We start from the raw sequence: 18233 nt of genomic DNA, 5'->3' as shown, positions 1-18233 counted from the left end.
CCCCCATTCGCCTGCATCAACCTTCCCGCCTCAGTCCAACTTCAATCGTCAAAACGATTACGTGGACAGGCTCCTAGGCGTCCTCGGCCGTCGCCGACGCCAGCACGGTCGCCAGCGCCGTGATCGTCACCGGCTTCGTCAGCAGGCCGGTCATGCCCGCCTGTTCATACTCCGCGCGATCTTTCGGACCAGTGACGGAGCTCATGGCCACGATGGGCGCGCCGCTCGACGCGCCGGGCGTATGGATCAGCTCCCGCGCCGCCGCCAAGCCGTCCACCTCGGGCATGGCCACATCCATCAGGATCACGTCGTAGCGCTCGCCCCGCGCCGACTCGATCGCCGCCGCGCCATCGGCCACCATGTCGAAGGTGTGGCCCATGCCTTCCAGCATCCGCGCCAGGGCCTCCTGGTTGGCGGGGCCATCTTCGGCCACCAGCACCTTGAGGCTGTTGGCCACCGGGATCGGCTGGCCGTCCTCCGTATGCACCGGCAGGCGCACGCTGATGGTGAAGCGCGAACCACGGCCCGGCTCGCTGTCCACCTCGATGCCGCCGCCCATCAGGTCGATCAGCTGCCGGCTGATGGCCAGGCCCAGCCCCGTGCCTCCGAACCGGCGGGTGACGGAAGCGTCGGCCTGGACGAACCGGTCGAACAGCCGCGCCAGTTCCTCCGGCCGGATGCCGATGCCGGTGTCCTCGATCTCCAGCTCCCAGCAGGCGAACGGCCCGTTCATGGCGCGCAGGCTGGAGCGCACCGTCACCCCCCCCGTCTCGGTGAATTTCACCGCGTTGGACAACAGGTTCAGCAGCACCTGGCGCAGGCGGCTGGTGTCGCCGTAGAGCACCCCGATCTCCGACTCAGAGATATCCAGCGTCAGCTCCAGCCCCTTGGCCGCCGTCTGCGGCCGCAGCAGCTCCACCGTCTCGGTCAGGAACGGCCCGACCTCGAACTGCTGAGGATCCAGCTCGACCTTGCCGCCTTCCAGCTTGGCCAGATCCAGCACGTCGTTGACCAGGGTGTTCAGCGCCCGGCTGGCGGCGGCGATGCGGTCCACCGCACTCTTGCTGCTGCTGCTCAGCTCCGGCGCGAACTCCAGCAGGCGGGCGAAGCCGATGATGCTGGTCAGCGGCGTCCGCAGTTCGTGGCTCATATTGGCCAGGAAGTCGGACTTCACGCCCGCCAGATGCTCGGCCTGGGCCCTCGCCTCGCGCAGTTCGTCCTCATAACGCTTGCGAACCGTCACATCGCGGGCCGAATCGTGGAAGCGAAGCACGCGACCATTCTCGTCGCGCACCACATAGGGCGCCGCCTCCAGCCAGATCTCCCGCCCGTCCTTGCGTCGCGCCCGCATGGTGATCCGGGGCCGCAGTTCCTCGCCGCCCGGCTTCAGCAGGGTCTGGTAGTGCGTAAGGGTCGGCAGCACGTCGTCCGGATGCAGGAACGACTGGGTCGTCCGGCCAATCATCTCCTCCGGCGTGTAGCCCAGGATCTGCAGGCTCGACGGTGAGGCGAACGACACCGTGCCGTGGACGTCATAGACCAGGATCAGGTCGTTGGCGTTCTCCGCCACGAGGCGGTAGCGTTCTTCGCTGGCCTGCAAGGCGCCCGTCATGGCGCGGGCTTCGGTCACGTCCTGGATGACCCCGATCAGGGCGACGATCTCGCCCTTGTCGTCGAATTCCGGCGCGCCTCGGGTGATCACCCGGCGACGCACGCCGTCCGGCCGCACCACCTCACCCTCGAATTCGAAGGGCTCCTTGGTGATGAGCCCCTGGGTGAAGGCGTCGGCCAACCGCCCCCGGTCCTCCGGCGCGTAGAGCACACCCGGCATGGTGACGTTGGGATCGTAGCTCGCCTGGGTGACCCCATGGATCGCGTAGGCCTCCGGCGACCAGGCGGAGCGCTGGCTGGCGAAATCAAACCGCCAGTGGCCCAGCTTGGCCAGCTTCTCGGCCAGCTCCAGCGTGTGCTCCTTGATCGCCAGCTCCTGCGCCGTCCGCCGGCGCAGCATCAACTCGGCCCGCTGGTCCAGGGCATGGACCACCATGGCCGCCATCTTCTGCAAGGCCTTGCGCGACTTCTCGTCGAAGGCCTCTCGGGGCTCGGTGTCGATGGCGCACAGGGCGCCCAGGCGATGCCCCTCCTTGGTGATCAGCGGCGCGCCCGCATAGAAGCGGATGTGCGCCTGCCCCACCACCAGAGGGTTGTCGCGAAAGCGCGGGTCCTGGGTGGCGTCCAGCACCACCAGCACCTCGTCGCTGCGGATGGTGTAGTCGCAGAACGCCACGTCCCGCGACGTCTCGGTGTCGGTCATGCCGACGCAGGATTTGAACCACTGCCGGGTCTCGTCCAGCAGGGTGACGACCGCGATCGGAACCTCGAACAGCTGCGCCGCCAGATCGGTGATGTCATCGAAAGCGGCCTCCGCCGGCGTGTCGAGCACGTCGTAGCGAAGGAGCGCCGCCAGACGGGCCTCCTCGATCTTGGCGGCTGCGTTCATGCTGGGGCCAGGGCGCGCACTTGATCGGCCAGGGCGATCGGGTCGAACGGCTTCTGGATCAACCCCGCCGCCCCCGTCGCCAGCAGCGCCTGCCGCTCCTCGTTCATCACCCGCGCGGTGAAGAAGGCGAAGGGGATCGAGGTATAGGCCGGGTTCTCACGCAGCTTCCCGATCAGGGTGGGGCCGTCCATCACCGGCATCATCACGTCCAGCAGAAACAGGTCCGGCGTCCAGTCGCCTGGCTCCAGCAGGGCGATCGCCGCCTGGCCGCTGTCGGCGATGCGCACGTCCAGCCCCGGATCCCGCGACAAGGAGATGGCGACCAGTTCACGCAGGTCCGCATCATCATCGACATAGAGAACCCGCATGCCAGCTCCGCTCAAAGGAATCTCAAAATCGCGCCGCGTGACGTTGCGTCGCATATGCCTGCAATTTCTACGAGAAAGGTCGTAGCCTGCAAATGGTTCGGCATGTACGCTTCAAACTTCATTGTTATCGCTGTCGAAAACCCCGCCGCCCATGGACATGCAACTGCAAGACCGCAACCGCGCGCCTCGCGCCGTTCGCGCCAAGGCGGTGGATGGCCGGTCTCGCGCTCGCGCCGCCGGGCAGCGGGTCCTGATCATCGAGGATGATGATCTCCTCGCCGACCTTCTGGCGATCTACGTCTCCGACCTCGGCTACACCAACGTCCTGCGCGCCAGCACCGAAAGCGGCGCCGTGGCCGCCACGGAGGAGTACGCGCCCGACCTTATCCTGGCCGACGTGCGCCTGGGTGAAGGCGGCGACGGCATCAGCGCCGTGCGTCAGGCCAACAAGAAGACCGGCACAGCCCTGGTCTACGTCACCGCCCACCCGCAGCTGACCAGCGGGGAATCCAAGGCCGTCACCCTGCCCAAGGCCGACCTGACCGGCGACCGCCTGGCCCAGGCGATCGAGGCGGCCATGCTCATCCGCTTCCTGCAGTAGCGCCTTGGCCTCTGACGCTCTTGAAGACCGCATCCGCCAGATTCGGCTCCGACTAGAGGGGCGGCTTGGCGACCTGATCGCCGACCTGCAGGCCGCCTTCGACGCCGCCCCGGCCGATGCCGCGCCCGAGGGGGCCTTCGACCTCTACACCCGCCTGCACAATGTCAGCGGCTCGGCCGCCCCCGTGGGCCTTCCTGAAGTCGGCGACGCCGCCCGCGCGCTGGAGGAGTTGCTGACCCCCTGGCTCAAGGGCGGCGCCGCCCTGGACGGCTGGAGCGAGGCTTTCGACGGGCTTAAGGCTGCGGTGGCGGCCGGATCGCGCTAAAGCCGGTCCCATGACCGCGCCCATCACCCTGTTCATCGACGCCGACGCCTGCCCGGTGAAGGACGAGGCCTACAAGGTCGGCCTGCGCCACGGGATGAAGATCTACGTGGTCTCCAACAGCTATGTCCGCATCCCGGCCTCGCCCCGGATCGAAAGCGTGGTGGTCGACGCCGGACCCGACGTGGCCGACGACTGGATCGCCGAACGGGTCCAGCCCGGCGACGTGGTGATCACCAACGACATCCCCCTGGCCGACCGCACCCTGAAGGCCGGCGGCGCGGCGGTGGCCCCCAACGGCCGCATCTTCACCGCCGACTCCATCGGCTCCGCCCTGGCCGGCCGCGCCATCGGCGAACACCTGCGCTCCATGGGCGAGGTCACCAGCGGCCCTAAGGCCTTCGACCAACGCGCCCGTTCCGCCTTCCTGCAAGCGCTGGATCAGGTCATCGTCAAATCCCTGCGGACCCGGCGATGATCGAGATCACCTCCTGGCTGCGCATCGACGAGGATGAGCTGATCGAAAAGGCCGCCCGCGCCAGCGGCCCCGGCGGCCAGCACGTCAACAAGACCTCCACCGCCATCGAACTGCGCTTCGACGTCCGCAACAGCCCGTCCCTGCCGGAAGACGTGAAGGCCCGCCTGGAGCGCTTGGCCGGCAGCCGCCTGACCCAGGACGGCGTCCTGGTCCTGTTCAGCCAGGGCAGCCGCTCTCAGGAGATGAACCGCCAGGAGGCCCGCGAACGCCTGGTCGAGCTGATCCTCCGCGCCACCGAAAAGCCCAAACCCCGCAAGGCCACCAAACCCACCTACTCCTCCAAGCTCAAGCGCCTGGAGGGGAAGACGAAACGGGCCGGCGTGAAATCGATGCGGGGGAAGGTGCGGCACGACGATTAGGGGCCTCAATCCCCCCTCTGGGGGAGGTGGCACAGAGGGCCGGAGGGGGCTTCCGCGCGCCTCCCTCTCCCTCGATGGGAGAGGGACCGAGGGTGAGGGTGACTGCTGCGTTTCCGCCGCACCGCACCCAACCGTCGCATCACCCCCCTCCCTGCCCTTCCCCCATCAAGGGGGAAGGAAAAGAAAGGGAGCGACTACCCCTTCGGCTTCCGCCCGAACTGCTGCGCCAAATGAACCACCGTGATCGCCGCGGCGGACAGCATCCACTGCAGCGGCCCCACGCCATAGACCAGGAAGACCAGGTCCTTCTGCAAAGCCGTCTTCTGTTCGGCGTCGCCGAATGCGCCCACATAGAACTGATAACCGAAGACGAGCGCGACGACGCACAGCGCCACCACCGCCGTGACGATCAGCAGCCGCATCCACAGCCGCCGCGAACGTAGGAACGCCAGAAGCACCGCCAGGATCACCGGCGGCAGGAGAGCGAACAGCCACCAGCTAGGCAAGGCGGCGCTCCGGGACACGATTCATCTGCATGGCGGCACATTGCACGCCTTGCATCCCCGACGCCATGGACTAGCTTCCGCCTGAAATCTCGGAGGGGCCGATGCGTCATTTCAACATTCTCGCGGTCGCCGCTGCGGCCGCCGTGGTCACCGCCTGCGGGCCCGGCGAGCCGGCCAAGGACGCGCCGCCCGCTCCCCCGCCCCCGACCGACGCCGAAAAGGCCGCGACCCTCGCCAGCCTGCCCGCGCCCTACAACGCCGGCAATCTGGAGAACGGCCAGCGCAAGTTCGCCCTCTGCCGGTCGTGCCATACCATCACGCCGAACGGCCCGAACCTGACGGGCCCGAACCTGTACGGCGTCTTCGGGCGCAAGGCCGGCGGCGTTGAGGGCTACACCTATTCCGAGGCGCTGAAGAAGGCCGGCTTCGTGTGGGAGGCCTCGCATCTGGACGCCTGGCTGGCCGATCCGCGCGGCTATATGCCGGGCACGAAGATGACCTTCCTGGGCATCAAGGAGCCGCAGGACCGCATCGACCTGATCGCCTATCTGAAGGTCGAGACCGGCTACAAGCCGGCCGCCCCCGCCGCCGCTCCGGCGGCCGAAGCGCCAGCGCAGTAAGAGCCAAGACGCGCCGGCTTACTCGGCCGGCGCCGTCTTGTTGGTCTCCTCGGCCTCGTAGGCCTCGATCATCCGGGCGGTGTGCTCGGGCGACTTCGTGAAGCCCGCCAGCAGGTTGTAGAACACCGGCACCACGAACACCGTCAGCAGGGTCGAGAAGATCGCCCCGGCGAAGATGACCACGCCGATGGTCTGGCGACTGGCCGCGCCCGCCCCTTGCCACACCATCAGCGGCACGGCGCCGGCGGCGGCGGCGATGGAGGTCATGATGATCGGACGCAGGCGCAGGGTCGCCGCCTCGATCACCGCCTCGCGCACCTTCAGCCCCTCGTCGCGAAGCTGGTTGGCGAACTCGACGATCAGGATGCCGTTCTTGGCGGCGATGCCGATCAGGATCACCAGGCCGATCTGGCTGTAGGTGTTGATCGACGAGCCGGCGAACAGCAGGCCGAACAGGCCGCCCAGCGCCGCCAACGGCACGGTCAGCATGATCACCGCCGGGTGGATCCAGCTTTCGAACTGCGCCGCCAGCACCAGGAACACCAGCAGCAGCGCCATGCCGAAGGCCAGGCCCACGGCGCCGGACGCCTCCAGATAGTCCCGCGCTTGGCCGCCCCAGGCGATGCTCACCGCCGCATTGGGGTTCTTGGCCGCCTCGTCCTGAAGGAAGGCCACGGCGTCGGCCACGGTGTAGCCGGGGTTCAGCTGCGCGGTCAGGGTGATGGAGCGCAGGCGGTCGACGCGCGATCGGTCGGGCGTGTCGCCGCGCACCTTGGTCGTCACCACCGACTCCAGCGGGATCAGAGCCCCGGACTGGCTGCGGACATACAGGGTGCGTAGGTCGTCCACCGTCCGGCGCTTGTCCAGCTCGGTCTGCAGGATGACGTCGTATTCCTGGCCGTTCTTGATGTAGGTCGTCACCTGGCGGGAGCCGAACATGGTCTCCAGGGCCCGGCCGATAGCCTGGGCCGAGACGCCCACCGTGGCGGCGCGGTCGCGGTCGATGTCCACCGACACGCGCGGGGCGGTCGGCTCATAGTCCAGGCGCGGACGCGCCATGCCGGGGTTCTGCTCGGCGGCGCGCAGGATCGGCTCCACCCAGCGGGCGATCTCGGCATAGTCGTTGCCGCGCACGATCAGGTCGACATTGGCGCCGCCGCCCCCGCCGCCGCCCCGCTGGAACGGCCCGCGCACGCTGGCGATGGCCCGCACGGCGGTGACCCGGCTCAGGGTCTTGTTCATCTCGGCGGCGATCTCGTCCGCCGTCACCTTGCGCTCGCCCCAGGGCTTCAGGATCACCGCGCCGCTGGCGCCGTTGTACTGAGGCTGGCCGAAGCGCGGCACGCTGATGAAATAGCGCTCGGCAGGCAGATCCTTGTCCTCGCCCTTGGCGTCGTAATAGCGCGACATCTGCGCCTCGACCTGCTGGGCGCTCTTCAGGGTGGCTTCAAAGCCCTGCCCTTCCGGCCCGGACAGGTTGATGTCCACGCGGCCGCGATCCTCCGGCGGCACCAGCTCTTTCGGCAGGGCCACGAACAGCAGCGCCGTCACACAGCCCAACAGCGCCATCAGCGCACCGGCCGCGATCACAGGCTTCTTGCCCCCGCCCAGCAGCCCCTCCAGCGAGTTGCGGTAGGAGGCGCCCAGCTTGGCCATGCCCACATCGACCCGGCGCGCCAGCCAGCCGGCGTTGTGCGCGGGCTTCAGCAGCTTGGACGCCAGCATCGGCGACAGGGTGAAGGCCAGCAGGCAGGAGAACGCCACGGCCGCGGCGATGGCCACCGCCAGCTCCACGAACAGACGGCCGATATAGCCCGGCAGGAACATCAGGGGCGCGAACACCGAGATCAGCACGATGGTGGTCGCCACCACGGCGAAGAACACCTGGCGCGTGCCGCGCATGGCGGCCACCGGGGCGGGTTCGCCCTCGTCCACCCGGCGCTGGATGTTCTCGACCACCACGATGGCGTCATCGACCACCAGACCCACCGCCAGCACCAGGGCCAGCAGGGTCAGCAGGTTCAGCGAGAAGCCCAGCGGCGCCAGGACGATGAAGGTCGACAGGATGCAGATCGGCGCCACCACCGACGGGATCAGGGCCGACCGCCAACTGCCCAGGAAGATCAGGTTCACCAGCGCGACCAGGAAGATCGAGATGCCCATGGTGATCCACACCTCGTGGATCGCCTCTTCGGTGAAGACCGAGTTGTCGACGCCGACCACGATCTTGGTTCCGGGCGGCAGGGTCTTGTTGATCTCCACCAGCTCCGCGCGAACCGCTTCCGAGATCTCCAGGTCGTTGGCCTGGGACTGACGGGTCACCGCCATGCCGATCTGGTTCACGCCGTTGGCGCGGAAGTAGCGGCGGCGCTCGTCCGGCCCCTCCTCGATCCGGGCGATGTCGCCCAGGCGGGTGATGTAGGCGTTGCCGGCGGTCTGGTTCAGGCCCGCCGCCAGGGTGCGGCGCACGGGCAGGCTGGCGAACTGCGACGGGGTCGAGTAGCCGCGGTTCACCCGGATGGTGAAATCCTTGGCCTGGCTTTCCAGCGAGCCGGCCGGCAGCTCCAGGTTCTGGCTGTTCAGCGCGTTCTCGACGTCGTCCACGGTCAGGCCGCGCGCCGCCATGGCCTCGGCGTTCAGCCAGATGCGCATCGAGTAGAGCTGGCTGCCGAACAGGTTGACCGTCGCCACGCCAGGGATCGTCGACATCCGCTCGACCAGATAGCGGTCCGCGTAGTCGCTGAGCTGAAGCCGGCTCAGCGTGGTCGACGTCAGGTTCATGATGATGATCGGCTGGGCGTCGGCGTTCGCCTTGGCGATCTGGGGCGGATCGGCCTGATCGGGCAACTGGGCGGTGACCCGGCTGACCGCGTCGCGCACGTCGTTGGCCGCCACGTCCAGGTCGCGGTCCAGCAGGAAGGTGATGTTGATCTGCGAGCGCCCGTCCCGGCTGGACGAGTTCACGCGGTCGATGCCCTGGATGCCGGACACCTGGCGCTCGATCACCTCGGTGATGCGCTCCTCGATGACCTCCGCGGAGGCGCCGCGATAGCTGGTGGAGATCGACACCACCGGCGGGTCGACGTTCGGCAGTTCGCGGATCGGCAGCGCTGTGAAGGCGGCGATCCCGACGACGCAGAGGATGATCGCGGCGACGGCCGCGAAAATAGGGCGGCGAACGGAAAGGTCGGAGATCATCAGTTCGCCTGACGCCGGTTAGGACGGCCGCCCTGGCCCTGCTGCGGACGCCCGCCGCCCAGCTGAACGGCCTGGCCGTCCTGCACGCGGTTCAGGCCGTCGGCCACCACCTTGTCGCCGGCTTGAACGCCGTCCTTGATCTCGACGAAGCCGCCCTGATCCAGGCCCACGGTGACCGGGCGCTTCTCGGCCACGGTGCGCTCGCCCTTCTTGACCAGCACGAAGACAAAGGCGGCGTCGCCCTCGAACTGCACCGCCGACTGCGGCACGGAAGCGACCTGACGGCGGGCCTGTTCGATGGCCACGCGGACCATCATGCCCGGCCGCAGGCGGCTGTCGGCGTTGGGGAATTCGGCGCGCGCGGTGATGGCGCGGGTGTTCTCCGCCACGCGGGTGTCCAGCTTGGCGATGCGGCCCTCGACCTGCACATCCGGATAGGCGTCGGGGCGCGCCACGATGGACAGCCCCTCGCGCAGGATCGGCAGGTAACGGTCAGGGACCGGGAAGTCCACGCGGATGATCGAGGTGTCGTCCAGCGTCACCACGGTCTGTCCGGGATTGATCAGGGCGCCGGGCGCGATGTCGGTCAGGCCCACGCGGCCGGAGAACGGCGCGCGGATCACGCGGTCGCCCAGGCGTTGGCGCGCGGCCTCCAGCATGGCCTCGGCGCTCTCCACCGTCAGGCGGCGCTGCTCGACCGTGGCCTTGGAGGCGATGCCCTGATCGGCCAGGGCCTTCCAGCGCTGGTAGTCGCGCTGCGCCTGGCTCAACTGCGCCTGGGCCTGGAAGATGCCGGCGTCTTCCTCCCCCGCCCGCAGCTCGACCAGAACCTGGCCGGCCTTCACCTGCTGGCCGTCGGTGAAATGAACCTTGGTCACCAGTTCGCTGGTGTTGGAGGTGATCGCCACCGACTGGCGGCCCTTGGCCACGCCAAGCACCTCGATGCGGTCGGCGAAGGCGCGCGGCTGCACGGTGGTCTGCGACACGGCGATGGCCCGGCCGGCCGGACCGCCCTGGCCCATCTGGCGCTTGCCATTGGCGTCCGCGAGAAGCTTGATGCCGCCGCCAACGATCATCACCGCCAGAACCACGAGGGCGGCGACCAGGAAGAAGTGTCTGCGGATCACGCGGTGGGCTCCATTCGCCGGAGAGATACCGGCGCGACCTGAAATGTGGCGAACGTATGTTATGCGCAGTAGAACCAGTCCAGTGACTGGCTGATGTCACTGTATTTCAAAATGGAAATGCAGAGCATTTGCGGGGGCTTGCGCCACATTCCCGCCGCACCGCTAACCACGGTGACGTTTAAAAAGACGATAAAGAACAGTGCTTTTCGATAAATCACGCGCCGCGATTCGCCGAACCCGGGCTCGCGGCGCGCCGTGGCGATTACATGCTCGCCGCTTCGGTCATCTTGAAGATGCCCTGAGCATTCGAGGTGTCGAAAGCCAGGTCCATCTTCCCCGTGGCCGGATCGATGTCGCGGGTGATGAACTCGTAGAACGAGCCAGGGACCTTCAGCACCACCTCGCGGCCGTCTTCGCGGACGAAGGTGCGATCCACATGATCGGCCCGGAACGCCGTCTGCCGCACGCGGCCGGAACCGGAGATTTCGATGCGGTCCTTCACCGCCCGGCCGAGCTGGCGTTGCCCTTCGGCCGTCGCCTCCACGTCAGCCACGCGGTCGGTGGCGTGGTTGAAGGACGCCCCCTCGGTGGCGATCCAGGCCGCCTCCGCCGACTCCGCCTTCAGCGCCTGATAGTCCGTCAGGGCCGGAACCTCATGCGTCACCGCGAAGGCGGCGACGATCTGCGGCAGGGCTTTCTCAGCCAGGTCGATGGGCGCGCGGCCATCCTTGGCAAAGGTGCCCAGGGCCTGCACAGCCTCCACGCCCAGCGGGTCCTTCGACGTGCCGAACACCCGCCCGGCCGCCGTCTGGAATTCCGGCGAAAAACGCTCCACGTGCAGCTCGCTGAGGAAGAACTGCGGCACCCCCTCCGGATGGTCCAGATGGGCGTAGGCGCGCCCCGTCATCTTCAGGCGGTCCAGCGGATAGAGCCCGGCCTGGTGATAGCCCAGCGGTTCGAAGATGCGGGTGAAGGCCTCGATCCCGCCCGGCAAAGCGCCGGTCGGCCCGTCGGCGAAGCGCACGGTGCGCAGGGCGCCGTGGTCGAACACAACCTTCTCACCCGCCGCCTTGCGGTCGCCCACATAGGCGGCCCCGGTGGGCACGCGCCGCATCAGGTCATGGAACAGCACCCCGTTCATGGCCATGGCGAACACCCCGCGAGAGACGGTCTCTCCGGCCTCTTCGGTGAGGACCGGCTCCAGGTCGAGGGTCGCCAGAACCTCGGCGGCAGCGTCAGTGCCGATGGCGACGGTGAGAAGGCGGGTGAGGTTGGACTGCGCCATTGTTTCTTCTCCCTACTTCCGCTGAAAACTAGACATCGAACACCACGCCCTGCGCCAGCGGCAGGGTGCGGCCGTAGTTCACCGTATTGGTCGCCCGTCTCATATAGGCCTTCCAGCTGTCGGAGCCCGCCTCGCGGCCGCCGCCGGTCTCCTTCTCGCCGCCGAACGCCCCGCCGATCTCGGCGCCCGACGGGCCCAGGTTCACATTGGCGATGCCGCAGTCCGACCCCTCGTCGGAAACGAACCGCTCGGCCTCGCGCATATCGAGGGTGAAGATCGACGATGACAGCCCCTGTGGCACGTCGTTCTGCAGGGCGATGGCCTCTTCCAGCTCGCGGTACTTCATCACGTACAGGACGGGGGCGAAGGTCTCCTTGCGGACCACCTCGGCCTGCTCGCCGATCTCCACGATGGCAGGACGCACATAGAAAGCGTCCGCAGCCCCTTCGACCGCCACCCGTTCGCCGCCCTGCACGTCGCCGCCGGCCGCCTTGGCCTGCTCCAGCGCCTTCTGCATGCCGTAGAAGGCGGCTTGGTCGATCAGCGGCCCGATCAGGGTTCCGGTCACGCCCGGATCGCCCACCGCCACGGAGGCGTAGGCCGCCTTCAGACGCGGGACGAAGGCGTCATAGACGCTCTCATGCACAAACAGCCGGCGCAGGGTCGTGCAACGCTGCCCCGCCGTGCCCATGGCGGCGAAGGCCACACCGCGCAGGGTCAGGTCCAGGTCCGCGCTCGGCGCGATGATGGCGGCGTTGTTGCCGCCCAGCTCCAGGATCGCCCGGGCGAACCGCGTGGCCAGCTTCGGGCCCACCTGACGCCCCATGGCGGTCGAGCCGGTGGCCGAGACCAGCGGGACCTTCGGATGGTCCACCAGCGCCTCGCCCACCTCGCGTCCGCCGATCAGCAGGGTCGACAGGCCCTCCGGCGCCTCGCCGAACCGCGCCGCAGCCTTGTCGAACAGGGCCTGCACCGCCAGGGCGACCAGCGGCGTCTTCTCCGACGGCTTCCACACCACCGCGTCGCCGCAGACGAAGGCCAGGGCCGCGTTCCACGACCACACCGCCACCGGGAAGTTGAAGGCGGAGATCACCCCCACCACGCCCAGCGGATGCCAGGTCTCCATCATCCGGTGCTCGGACCGCTCCGTGGCGATGGTCAGGCCGAACAGCTGCCGCGACAGGCCCACGGCGTAGTCGCAGATGTCGATCATCTCCTGGACCTCGCCCAGGCCCTCGGACGTGACCTTGCCGGCCTCCAGCGTCACCAGCCGGCCCAGATCGGCCTTCGCCGCGCGCAGCTCCTCGCCCAGCAGGCGGACCAGCTCGCCCCGGCGCGGCGCCGGAACCTTGCGCCAGGCCAGATAGGCGGCGTGGGCCTTGTCGATGGCGATCTTCGCCTCGTCCGCCGTATGCTCGCGCAGCTTGCAGATCGCCTCCCCCGTCACCGACGAGCGCGCCTGCAGCGTGCCGTCCGCCGGGATCGAAACGCCGAGGCGCTTCAGGATGTCGAGCATTTCACCCGAGACGGGGGCGATGGCGGTCATGGCGACTCCGGGAAATCAGGCCCGCGCGGGGCCGAAACGTGCGGCGCCGGCCGGCGCCTTGGAAAACAGATCGACCACCGCACCCGACAGGCGCTTCAGGTCCTCGGGGGTGTAGGCGTCATAGGCGGCCTGGTTGGCCCGGCCGATGCCGTGTTCGCCGCTGAAGCTGCCGCCGTACTTGCGCACCGCCAAATCCAGCACCGCGTCGTTCAGCGCCGCCGCCCGCTCGGGGCTCGCCGGGCCTTCGGCGCGCAGCATGTTGAAGTGAACCCCGCCGTCGCCGATGTGGCCGAAGTCGCAGACCTCATAGTCCGGGAACTCCGCCGCCAGGGCCGCGATGGCCTCCCGCCGGAAATCCATCACCCGCGACCGCTTGAACGACAGGTCAAAGCCCGTCACCGGCCCGCTGGCGCGCAGGCCTTCCGACAGCGAATGGCGCAAAGCCCAGGACCGCTCCGGCGGCGCCAGGATGGCGTCGGCCAAGGGCGCGTCCTCACGCTCGAACAAACCGGTCAGGACGCGCTCCAGCGCCTCGTCCAGCGCCGCCGCGCTCGTGGAGGTCAGCTCCACCAGCACCGCATAGGCCGGAATCTCCCCGCCGCTAAACGGATTGCGCAGCGACGCCACATGCTTCAGCGCATGGGTCATGGACGCCCGCGACATGCCCTCGAAGGCGGTCAGGTGCTCGCCCGCCTCCTTCTCGAAGGCCAGCAGCAGGTCCAGCACCGCATCTTCGTCACGCGGCACCAGCAGGGCCGCCGCCGTGTGGGTCGGACGGGTCTTCACCTCCACCGTCACCTCGGTGATCACGCCCAGCGCCCCGCAGGAGCCGACCACAACCTGCCGCAGGTCCAGCGCGGCGTTGTCCTTGCGTAGCCCGTCACCCAGGCGCAGCACCGTGCCCGCCGCGTCGGCCAGCACGATTTCCAGCCCCAGCACATGCCGGCGCATGTCGCCGTAACGCAGGAACCGCGCCCCGCCGGTATTGGTCGCCGCCATGCCGCCGATCATCGGGTCGGCGCCGAGGTCGATGGGCAGGAACAGGCCGTGCGGCTCCAGCGCCGCGTTCAGGGCCGACAGGCGCACCCCCGCCCCGACCCGCACCGTGCGGTCGGCGGTGTCGATCTCGAACGGCGCGCGCAGGCGGTCCAGGGACAGAACGATCTGCCCGCCCGCCTTGTCCGGCGTGGAGCCCAGCACCAGCCCGGTGTTCGCCCCCTGCGGAATGAAGCTCAGTCCCTCGCGCACGCAGTAGCCGACCACGGCCGAAACCTGCGCCGTGTCCGCCGGCCGCACCACCAGCACGGCCTTGCCGCCGCCATAGCGGGCGGCCTGCTCGTAGGGCGCCAGATCAGCGGCGTCGCGCACCAGCCCGTCGGCGCCGACGAGGGCTTCAAGGGCGGCGATGTGTTGGGGGCTCAGCAAGCGTCCCGTTCCCTGCCTCAGCGCGTTCTTGCTTCTGTATCGTGGTCGCGCAGGACTTCCTGCCGCAAGCCGGGGGCTGGGCGCAACCCCGCCCTCAGAAATCCCGCCACAGCGCCATAACCGGCCCGCGATCCACCGGCACATGACGACCCGTCAGGGTTTGCCGCCACCCCGCCTGCACCCGCCAGGTCTCCCCCACCCGCCGGACGACGGAGACCTCGCCTTTCAGCCAGACGGGCTTGGCGAAGTCCCGCTCGGCGCGGCCGGCATAGGCCTGAACCAGCACCTGCCACGCCCGCGCCACCTCGACGCCAACGGTGGCGTCCAGCCGCATCTCGTCAGGCATTCCATTGCGAAACAATCTGGCGACCTGGGCTTCGCCGAACGCCTCGCGGCCCAGCACCTTGATCGACCGGCCAGCCAGCAGGCGAAGCGCCAGATCGACAGCCCCGCGCCCTGGCGGCGCATAGATGATGTTCCGCCCGACCCCGTCGATGATCGCCCCGCCATAGACCGCCACCGCCGTGCGTTCTCTCTGCACAACCGCATAGCGCGCGCCGACCTCGACAGGCCGCTGCCCCCAGTAGGAGATGTGAAGGTTCTGGTCCTCGAGGACATGGCCCTCGACCACGCTGACCTTGGTCTGCACGGTCAGTTGATCGCTCACCCCGCGCTCGCGCCACTGAGTCACCGCCCTCTCGGGGCGGGTTTGCCGGCGGAGCGCCCCCCTCGGTGATCGAAGTCCAGCTTCGAGCGAGTGGACTCATACTTGACGATCGACTGCCCCGATCCCGCCTCCGGCGCCCAGGCCCCTGCGTGGGCTTTACCGCACATAAAAACCGCCGCGAACCCGAGGCTCGCGGCGGCGAATTTTCGTCCCTGGGACTTGGTGTCAGGCGTCGTAGCCAGGCAGTTCCCGATCCAGTTTCCGCAGGCAGCCCGGCCAGGCCAGCCCGCCGATCATGCCCATGCCCATCCCCGTCTGGCTGCGCACCTCCGCCTGGGCGGCCTCCGGCGCCAGCAGGACCTTGTCCCGCCCGATGCTCAGGGCCATCACCTGCTGGGCGCAGGACCGCTCCAGGAAGAAGATCCCCAGCCACGCCTCGGCGGCGGTGGAGCCCACCGCCAGGGTGCCGTGATTGCGCAGCAACATCAGGCGCTTGTCGCCCAGATCGGCGACGATGCGTTCGCGCTCCTCCAGGTTCAGGGCGATGCCCTCATAGTCGTGATAGGCCAGTTGCGGCTGCGTGATCAGGCAATGCTGCGTCAGCGGCAGCAGGCCCTCGGCATGGGCCGACACCGCCGTCCCCGCATCCGTGTGCAGGTGGATGACGAAGTTGGCGTCCTCCCGCGCATTGTGGATCGCGGAGTGGATGGTGAAGCCCGCCGGATTGATGAAGCCGGTCGTCTCCTGGACGATGTTGCCCTCCAGATCGACCTTCACCAGGCACGAGGCGGTCATCTCGCCGAAGAACATGCCGTAGGGATTGATCAGGAAGTGATGCTCCGGTCCCGGCACGCGGGCGGAGATGTGGGTGAAGATCATGTCGTCCCACCCGTGCAGCGCCACCAGCCGGTACAGCGCCGCCAAGTCGACCCGGGCCTTCCACTCGCCCTCGCTCACGCGTCCCTTCAGCGAGCCAGCGCCCGCTACGGCTCCATCGGCCATGGTGTTCCTCCGTGATCTTATTGGTTTTGATGAAGGTTCGCGCCGCGCCGGCCGTGCGTCAAGAACAATGACGCGGCCGTCAACTTCGCCGCCAAGTCGTTCTCCGTCGGCATTAAAACTCTTTTCACGCCAAGGGGTCAGGGTCAGTACTGAGCAGTACAAGCTTTCCAAGGATCGATCGGGTGACCAAAGCCGCCCAGACCGACAAGCTTCTTTCGATGGCCAAGAGCCGCGATCCCGCCGAGCGCGAGCGTCTGCTGCGCGGCATCGCGGACCTGTGCGACGGCGCCGCCGCCGGCGGCTCTACGACGTCGCCCGCCATCCAGGAGCTGCTGGACTCCATCTTCATGTCCCTGGTCATGCAGGCCGAGCGCGACATCCGCGCCCGCCTGTCTGAACGCATCTCGGAAGCCGCCTGGGCTCCCGCCGCCCTGGTGAAGATGCTGGCCGCGGACGAGATTGACATCGCCCGCCCGATCATCGCCGCCAGCCCGGTCCTCAAGGACCAGGACCTGATGCGCCTGCTGGTCGAGGCCACCATCGAGCACCAGATCGAGGTCGCCCGCCGTCCGAAGATCGGCGCCGCCGTGGTCGAGGCCATCCTGCAGAAGGGCGAGCCGCTGGTTCTGGCCGCCCTGGCCGGCAACGACAGCGCCGACCTCAGCGAGGCGGCCATGGAGCGCCTGGTGGACTTCGCCAAGCGCGTGGCCGGCGTCCGTTCTCCCCTCGCCCGCCACCCCAGCCTGTCGGCCGAACTGGCCGAGCGGCTCTATCAGTGGGTGGGCCAGTCCCTTCGCGCGGCGCTCGCCTCGCGCTTCCGTCTCGACCCGACCAAGCTGGACGAGGCCATCGCCCGCTCCATCCAGGACGCCCATACCGGCTCGCCCACCGTCGCTCCGGCGCGTGAGGAGGACCGGGACATCATGGACCGCATCCTGATCGAGAAGCTGCACGCGGCCGGTCAACTGCGCCCCGGCTATCTCGTCCGCACGCTCAAGGAAGGCCAGCTGGAGCTGTTCGTCCTGGCCATCGCGGTTCTCGGCGGCTTCGAACCTGATCACATCCAGCGCGCCATCGACGGCGACCGGCCGGAGCTGCTGGCCCTGGCTTGCGCCGCCGTCGGCATCGACCGCAGCGTCTTCCCCACGGTCCTCGAACTGGTCCGTCGCCTGAACGGCGGCCGTCCCGGCGGCGGAGCCGAGGGCGCCCGCCGCGCCATCGGCGCCTTCGGGCCGTTCCATGCCGACATCGCCGGCACCGCCTTCCGCAAGGCCGCCGCCCGCGCGTGATCTTGACGGAGCGCGGCCGTTCAGGCCTTGCTCCGCAACGATGTACAGTCCCCAGCCCGTCGTCACGCGCTTCGCCTTCACGGCCAGCGACCGCCCCGAAGCGCAGGACGCCAAGGCGCGTCTGTCCAAGCGTTACGGAGAGGTCTCCGAAGAAGACGCCCAGGTGGTCGTGGCCCTCGGCGGCGACGGCTTCATGCTGGAGACCCTTCACCGCCATATCGAGGCGCCGAAGCCGATCTACGGCATGAATCGCGGCTCGGTCGGCTTCCTGATGAACGAATACAGCGAGGATGATCTGATCGAGCGGATCAACGCCGCCGAACGGACCATCATTCACCCGCTGAGCATGGTCGCCATCGACACCAAGCGCCGTCAGCATCGCGCCTTGGCGATCAACGAGGTGTCGATGCTGCGCCAGACGCGGCAGACCGCAAAGCTGCGCATCTCCATCGACGGCAAGCTGCGCATGAGCGAGCTGGTCTGCGACGGCGCCTTGGTGGCCACCCCGGCCGGCTCCACCGCCTACAACCTGTCGGCACACGGCCCGATCATTCCGATCGAGTCCGACGCCCTGGCCCTCACCCCGATCAGCGCATTCCGCCCTCGCCGCTGGCGTGGGGCGCTTTTGTCGCACAAAGCCCGCGTCACCTTCGAGGTGATGGAGGCCGACAAACGCCCCGTCAGCGCCGTGGCCGACAACTTCGAAGTCCGCGACGTGGTCGAGGTTCACGTCTCGGAAGACCGCTCCATCAGTCTTTGCATGATGTTTGACGCCGGCCGCAGCCTCGCCGAGCGGGTCCTGGCCGAGCAGTTCTCCGCCTGAGGACGCAGATCGGGCTTTTCCCCTGTGGCGTTAAGCCCAATACGCGTTGTTAACGTC

17 protein-coding genes are annotated in these 18233 nt (G+C 68.4%); 7 read left to right on the top strand and 10 right to left on the bottom strand.

The features are described from left to right. Nucleotides 1–73: 73 nt before the first annotated feature. Entirely contained in the window at nucleotides 74–2500 is a 2427-nt protein-coding gene (locus tag P7B02_RS18700; RefSeq protein WP_277787877.1) for a PAS domain S-box protein, read from the bottom strand. Then, nucleotides 2497–2868 (bottom strand): response regulator, encoded by a 372-nt coding sequence (locus P7B02_RS18695; protein WP_277787876.1) that lies wholly within the window; start codon nucleotides 2866–2868, stop codon nucleotides 2497–2499. The genes P7B02_RS18700 and P7B02_RS18695 overlap by 4 nt, the downstream gene beginning before the upstream one ends. A 151-nt stretch (nucleotides 2869–3019) precedes the next feature. Between P7B02_RS18695 and P7B02_RS18690 the strand changes: the two genes are divergently transcribed. Genes P7B02_RS18690 through arfB form a run of 4 tightly spaced genes read left to right on the top strand, consistent with a single transcriptional unit; the run spans nucleotide 3020 to nucleotide 4688 of the window. Further along, a complete protein-coding gene (locus P7B02_RS18690; RefSeq protein WP_277787875.1) occupies nucleotides 3020–3469 on the top strand; it encodes a response regulator in 450 nt (149 codons plus the stop codon). A 4-nt stretch (nucleotides 3470–3473) separates the two neighbouring features. Further along, nucleotides 3474–3794 carry an Hpt domain-containing protein gene (locus tag P7B02_RS18685; protein WP_277787874.1) on the top strand — a complete coding sequence of 107 codons (321 nt, stop codon included), beginning with the start codon at nucleotides 3474–3476 and terminating at the stop codon, nucleotides 3792–3794. Between the two features lie 10 nt (nucleotides 3795–3804). Then, complete coding sequence (locus P7B02_RS18680; protein WP_277787873.1) at nucleotides 3805–4269, top strand: YaiI/YqxD family protein; 465 nt, start codon at nucleotides 3805–3807, stop codon at nucleotides 4267–4269. Then, nucleotides 4266–4688, top strand: coding sequence for an alternative ribosome rescue aminoacyl-tRNA hydrolase ArfB (gene arfB, locus P7B02_RS18675; RefSeq protein WP_277787872.1), 423 nt, complete (start codon nucleotides 4266–4268; stop codon nucleotides 4686–4688). The genes P7B02_RS18680 and arfB overlap by 4 nt, the downstream gene beginning before the upstream one ends. Nucleotides 4689–4882: 194 nt before the next feature. On the opposite strand, the gene P7B02_RS18670 is transcribed toward arfB, so the two are convergent. Beyond that, nucleotides 4883–5212, bottom strand: a complete 330-nt coding sequence (locus P7B02_RS18670; protein WP_277787871.1) for a hypothetical protein — start codon at nucleotides 5210–5212, stop codon at nucleotides 4883–4885. Between the two features lie 83 nt (nucleotides 5213–5295). Between P7B02_RS18670 and P7B02_RS18665 the strand changes: the two genes are divergently transcribed. Further along, on the top strand, nucleotides 5296–5814 hold the full coding sequence (locus P7B02_RS18665) for a c-type cytochrome (RefSeq protein ID WP_277787870.1): 519 nt from the start codon (nucleotides 5296–5298) through the stop codon (nucleotides 5812–5814). Between the two features lie 18 nt (nucleotides 5815–5832). Here P7B02_RS18665 and P7B02_RS18660 read toward each other — a convergent pair whose 3' ends face one another. The 7 genes from P7B02_RS18660 to P7B02_RS18630 all read right to left on the bottom strand — a co-directional run bounded on the left by P7B02_RS18660 (nucleotide 5833) and on the right by P7B02_RS18630 (nucleotide 16064). Then, entirely contained in the window at nucleotides 5833–9012 is a 3180-nt protein-coding gene (locus tag P7B02_RS18660; protein WP_277787869.1) for an efflux RND transporter permease subunit, read from the bottom strand. Then, a complete protein-coding gene (locus P7B02_RS18655) occupies nucleotides 9012–10139 on the bottom strand; it encodes an efflux RND transporter periplasmic adaptor subunit (RefSeq protein ID WP_277787868.1) in 1128 nt (375 codons plus the stop codon). The genes P7B02_RS18660 and P7B02_RS18655 overlap by 1 nt, the downstream gene beginning before the upstream one ends. A 262-nt stretch (nucleotides 10140–10401) precedes the next feature. Further along, entirely contained in the window at nucleotides 10402–11424 is a 1023-nt protein-coding gene (locus P7B02_RS18650; protein WP_277787867.1) for a DUF1338 domain-containing protein, read from the bottom strand. A gap of 28 nt (nucleotides 11425–11452) precedes the next feature. Continuing rightward, nucleotides 11453–12970 (bottom strand): L-piperidine-6-carboxylate dehydrogenase, encoded by a 1518-nt coding sequence (gene amaB, locus P7B02_RS18645; RefSeq protein WP_277787866.1) that lies wholly within the window; start codon nucleotides 12968–12970, stop codon nucleotides 11453–11455. Between the two features lie 15 nt (nucleotides 12971–12985). After that, nucleotides 12986–14395: an FAD-binding oxidoreductase gene (locus P7B02_RS18640; protein ID WP_277787865.1), complete on the bottom strand. Its 1410-nt coding sequence runs from the start codon at nucleotides 14393–14395 to the stop codon at nucleotides 12986–12988. 94 nt (nucleotides 14396–14489) lie between these two features. Further along, nucleotides 14490–15086 carry a hypothetical protein gene (locus P7B02_RS18635; protein ID WP_277787864.1) on the bottom strand — a complete coding sequence of 199 codons (597 nt, stop codon included), beginning with the start codon at nucleotides 15084–15086 and terminating at the stop codon, nucleotides 14490–14492. Between the two features lie 201 nt (nucleotides 15087–15287). Next, nucleotides 15288–16064, bottom strand: a complete 777-nt coding sequence (locus tag P7B02_RS18630; RefSeq protein ID WP_277787863.1) for a class II aldolase/adducin family protein — start codon at nucleotides 16062–16064, stop codon at nucleotides 15288–15290. 182 nt (nucleotides 16065–16246) lie between these two features. Between P7B02_RS18630 and P7B02_RS18625 the strand changes: the two genes are divergently transcribed. Both P7B02_RS18625 and P7B02_RS18620 read left to right on the top strand, forming a co-directional pair. Continuing rightward, complete coding sequence (locus tag P7B02_RS18625) at nucleotides 16247–17353, top strand: DUF2336 domain-containing protein (protein WP_277787862.1); 1107 nt, start codon at nucleotides 16247–16249, stop codon at nucleotides 17351–17353. A gap of 40 nt (nucleotides 17354–17393) precedes the next feature. Then, entirely contained in the window at nucleotides 17394–18176 is a 783-nt protein-coding gene (locus tag P7B02_RS18620) for an NAD kinase (RefSeq protein ID WP_277787861.1), read from the top strand. Nucleotides 18177–18233: the final 57 nt, after the last annotated feature.

The sequence above is a fragment of the Caulobacter segnis genome, assembly GCF_029543125.1.
Taxonomy (GTDB): domain Bacteria; phylum Pseudomonadota; class Alphaproteobacteria; order Caulobacterales; family Caulobacteraceae; genus Caulobacter; species Caulobacter segnis_D.
The sequence above is the reverse complement of the archived record's forward strand: the minus strand, read 5'-3'. Positions and strand labels throughout refer to the sequence as shown.

Bases quoted from the DNA above. Each gene is read 5' to 3' on its own strand.
- P7B02_RS18700 (WP_277787877.1), bottom strand. From the start codon at position 2,500: ATGAACGCAGCCGCCAAGATCGAGGAGGCCCGTCTGGCGGCGCTCCTT.
- P7B02_RS18695 (WP_277787876.1), bottom strand. From the start codon at position 2,868: ATGCGGGTTCTCTATGTCGATGATGATGCGGACCTGCGTGAACTGGTC.
- P7B02_RS18690 (WP_277787875.1), top strand. From the start codon at position 3,020: ATGGACATGCAACTGCAAGACCGCAACCGCGCGCCTCGCGCCGTTCGC.
- P7B02_RS18680 (WP_277787873.1), top strand. From the start codon at position 3,805: ATGACCGCGCCCATCACCCTGTTCATCGACGCCGACGCCTGCCCGGTG.
- arfB (WP_277787872.1), top strand. From the start codon at position 4,266: ATGATCGAGATCACCTCCTGGCTGCGCATCGACGAGGATGAGCTGATC.
- P7B02_RS18665 (WP_277787870.1), top strand. From the start codon at position 5,296: ATGCGTCATTTCAACATTCTCGCGGTCGCCGCTGCGGCCGCCGTGGTC.
- P7B02_RS18660 (WP_277787869.1), bottom strand. From the start codon at position 9,012: ATGATCTCCGACCTTTCCGTTCGCCGCCCTATTTTCGCGGCCGTCGCC.
- P7B02_RS18650 (WP_277787867.1), bottom strand. From the start codon at position 11,424: ATGGCGCAGTCCAACCTCACCCGCCTTCTCACCGTCGCCATCGGCACT.
- amaB (WP_277787866.1), bottom strand. From the start codon at position 12,970: ATGACCGCCATCGCCCCCGTCTCGGGTGAAATGCTCGACATCCTGAAG.
- P7B02_RS18630 (WP_277787863.1), bottom strand. From the start codon at position 16,064: ATGGCCGATGGAGCCGTAGCGGGCGCTGGCTCGCTGAAGGGACGCGTG.
- P7B02_RS18620 (WP_277787861.1), top strand. From the start codon at position 17,394: ATGTACAGTCCCCAGCCCGTCGTCACGCGCTTCGCCTTCACGGCCAGC.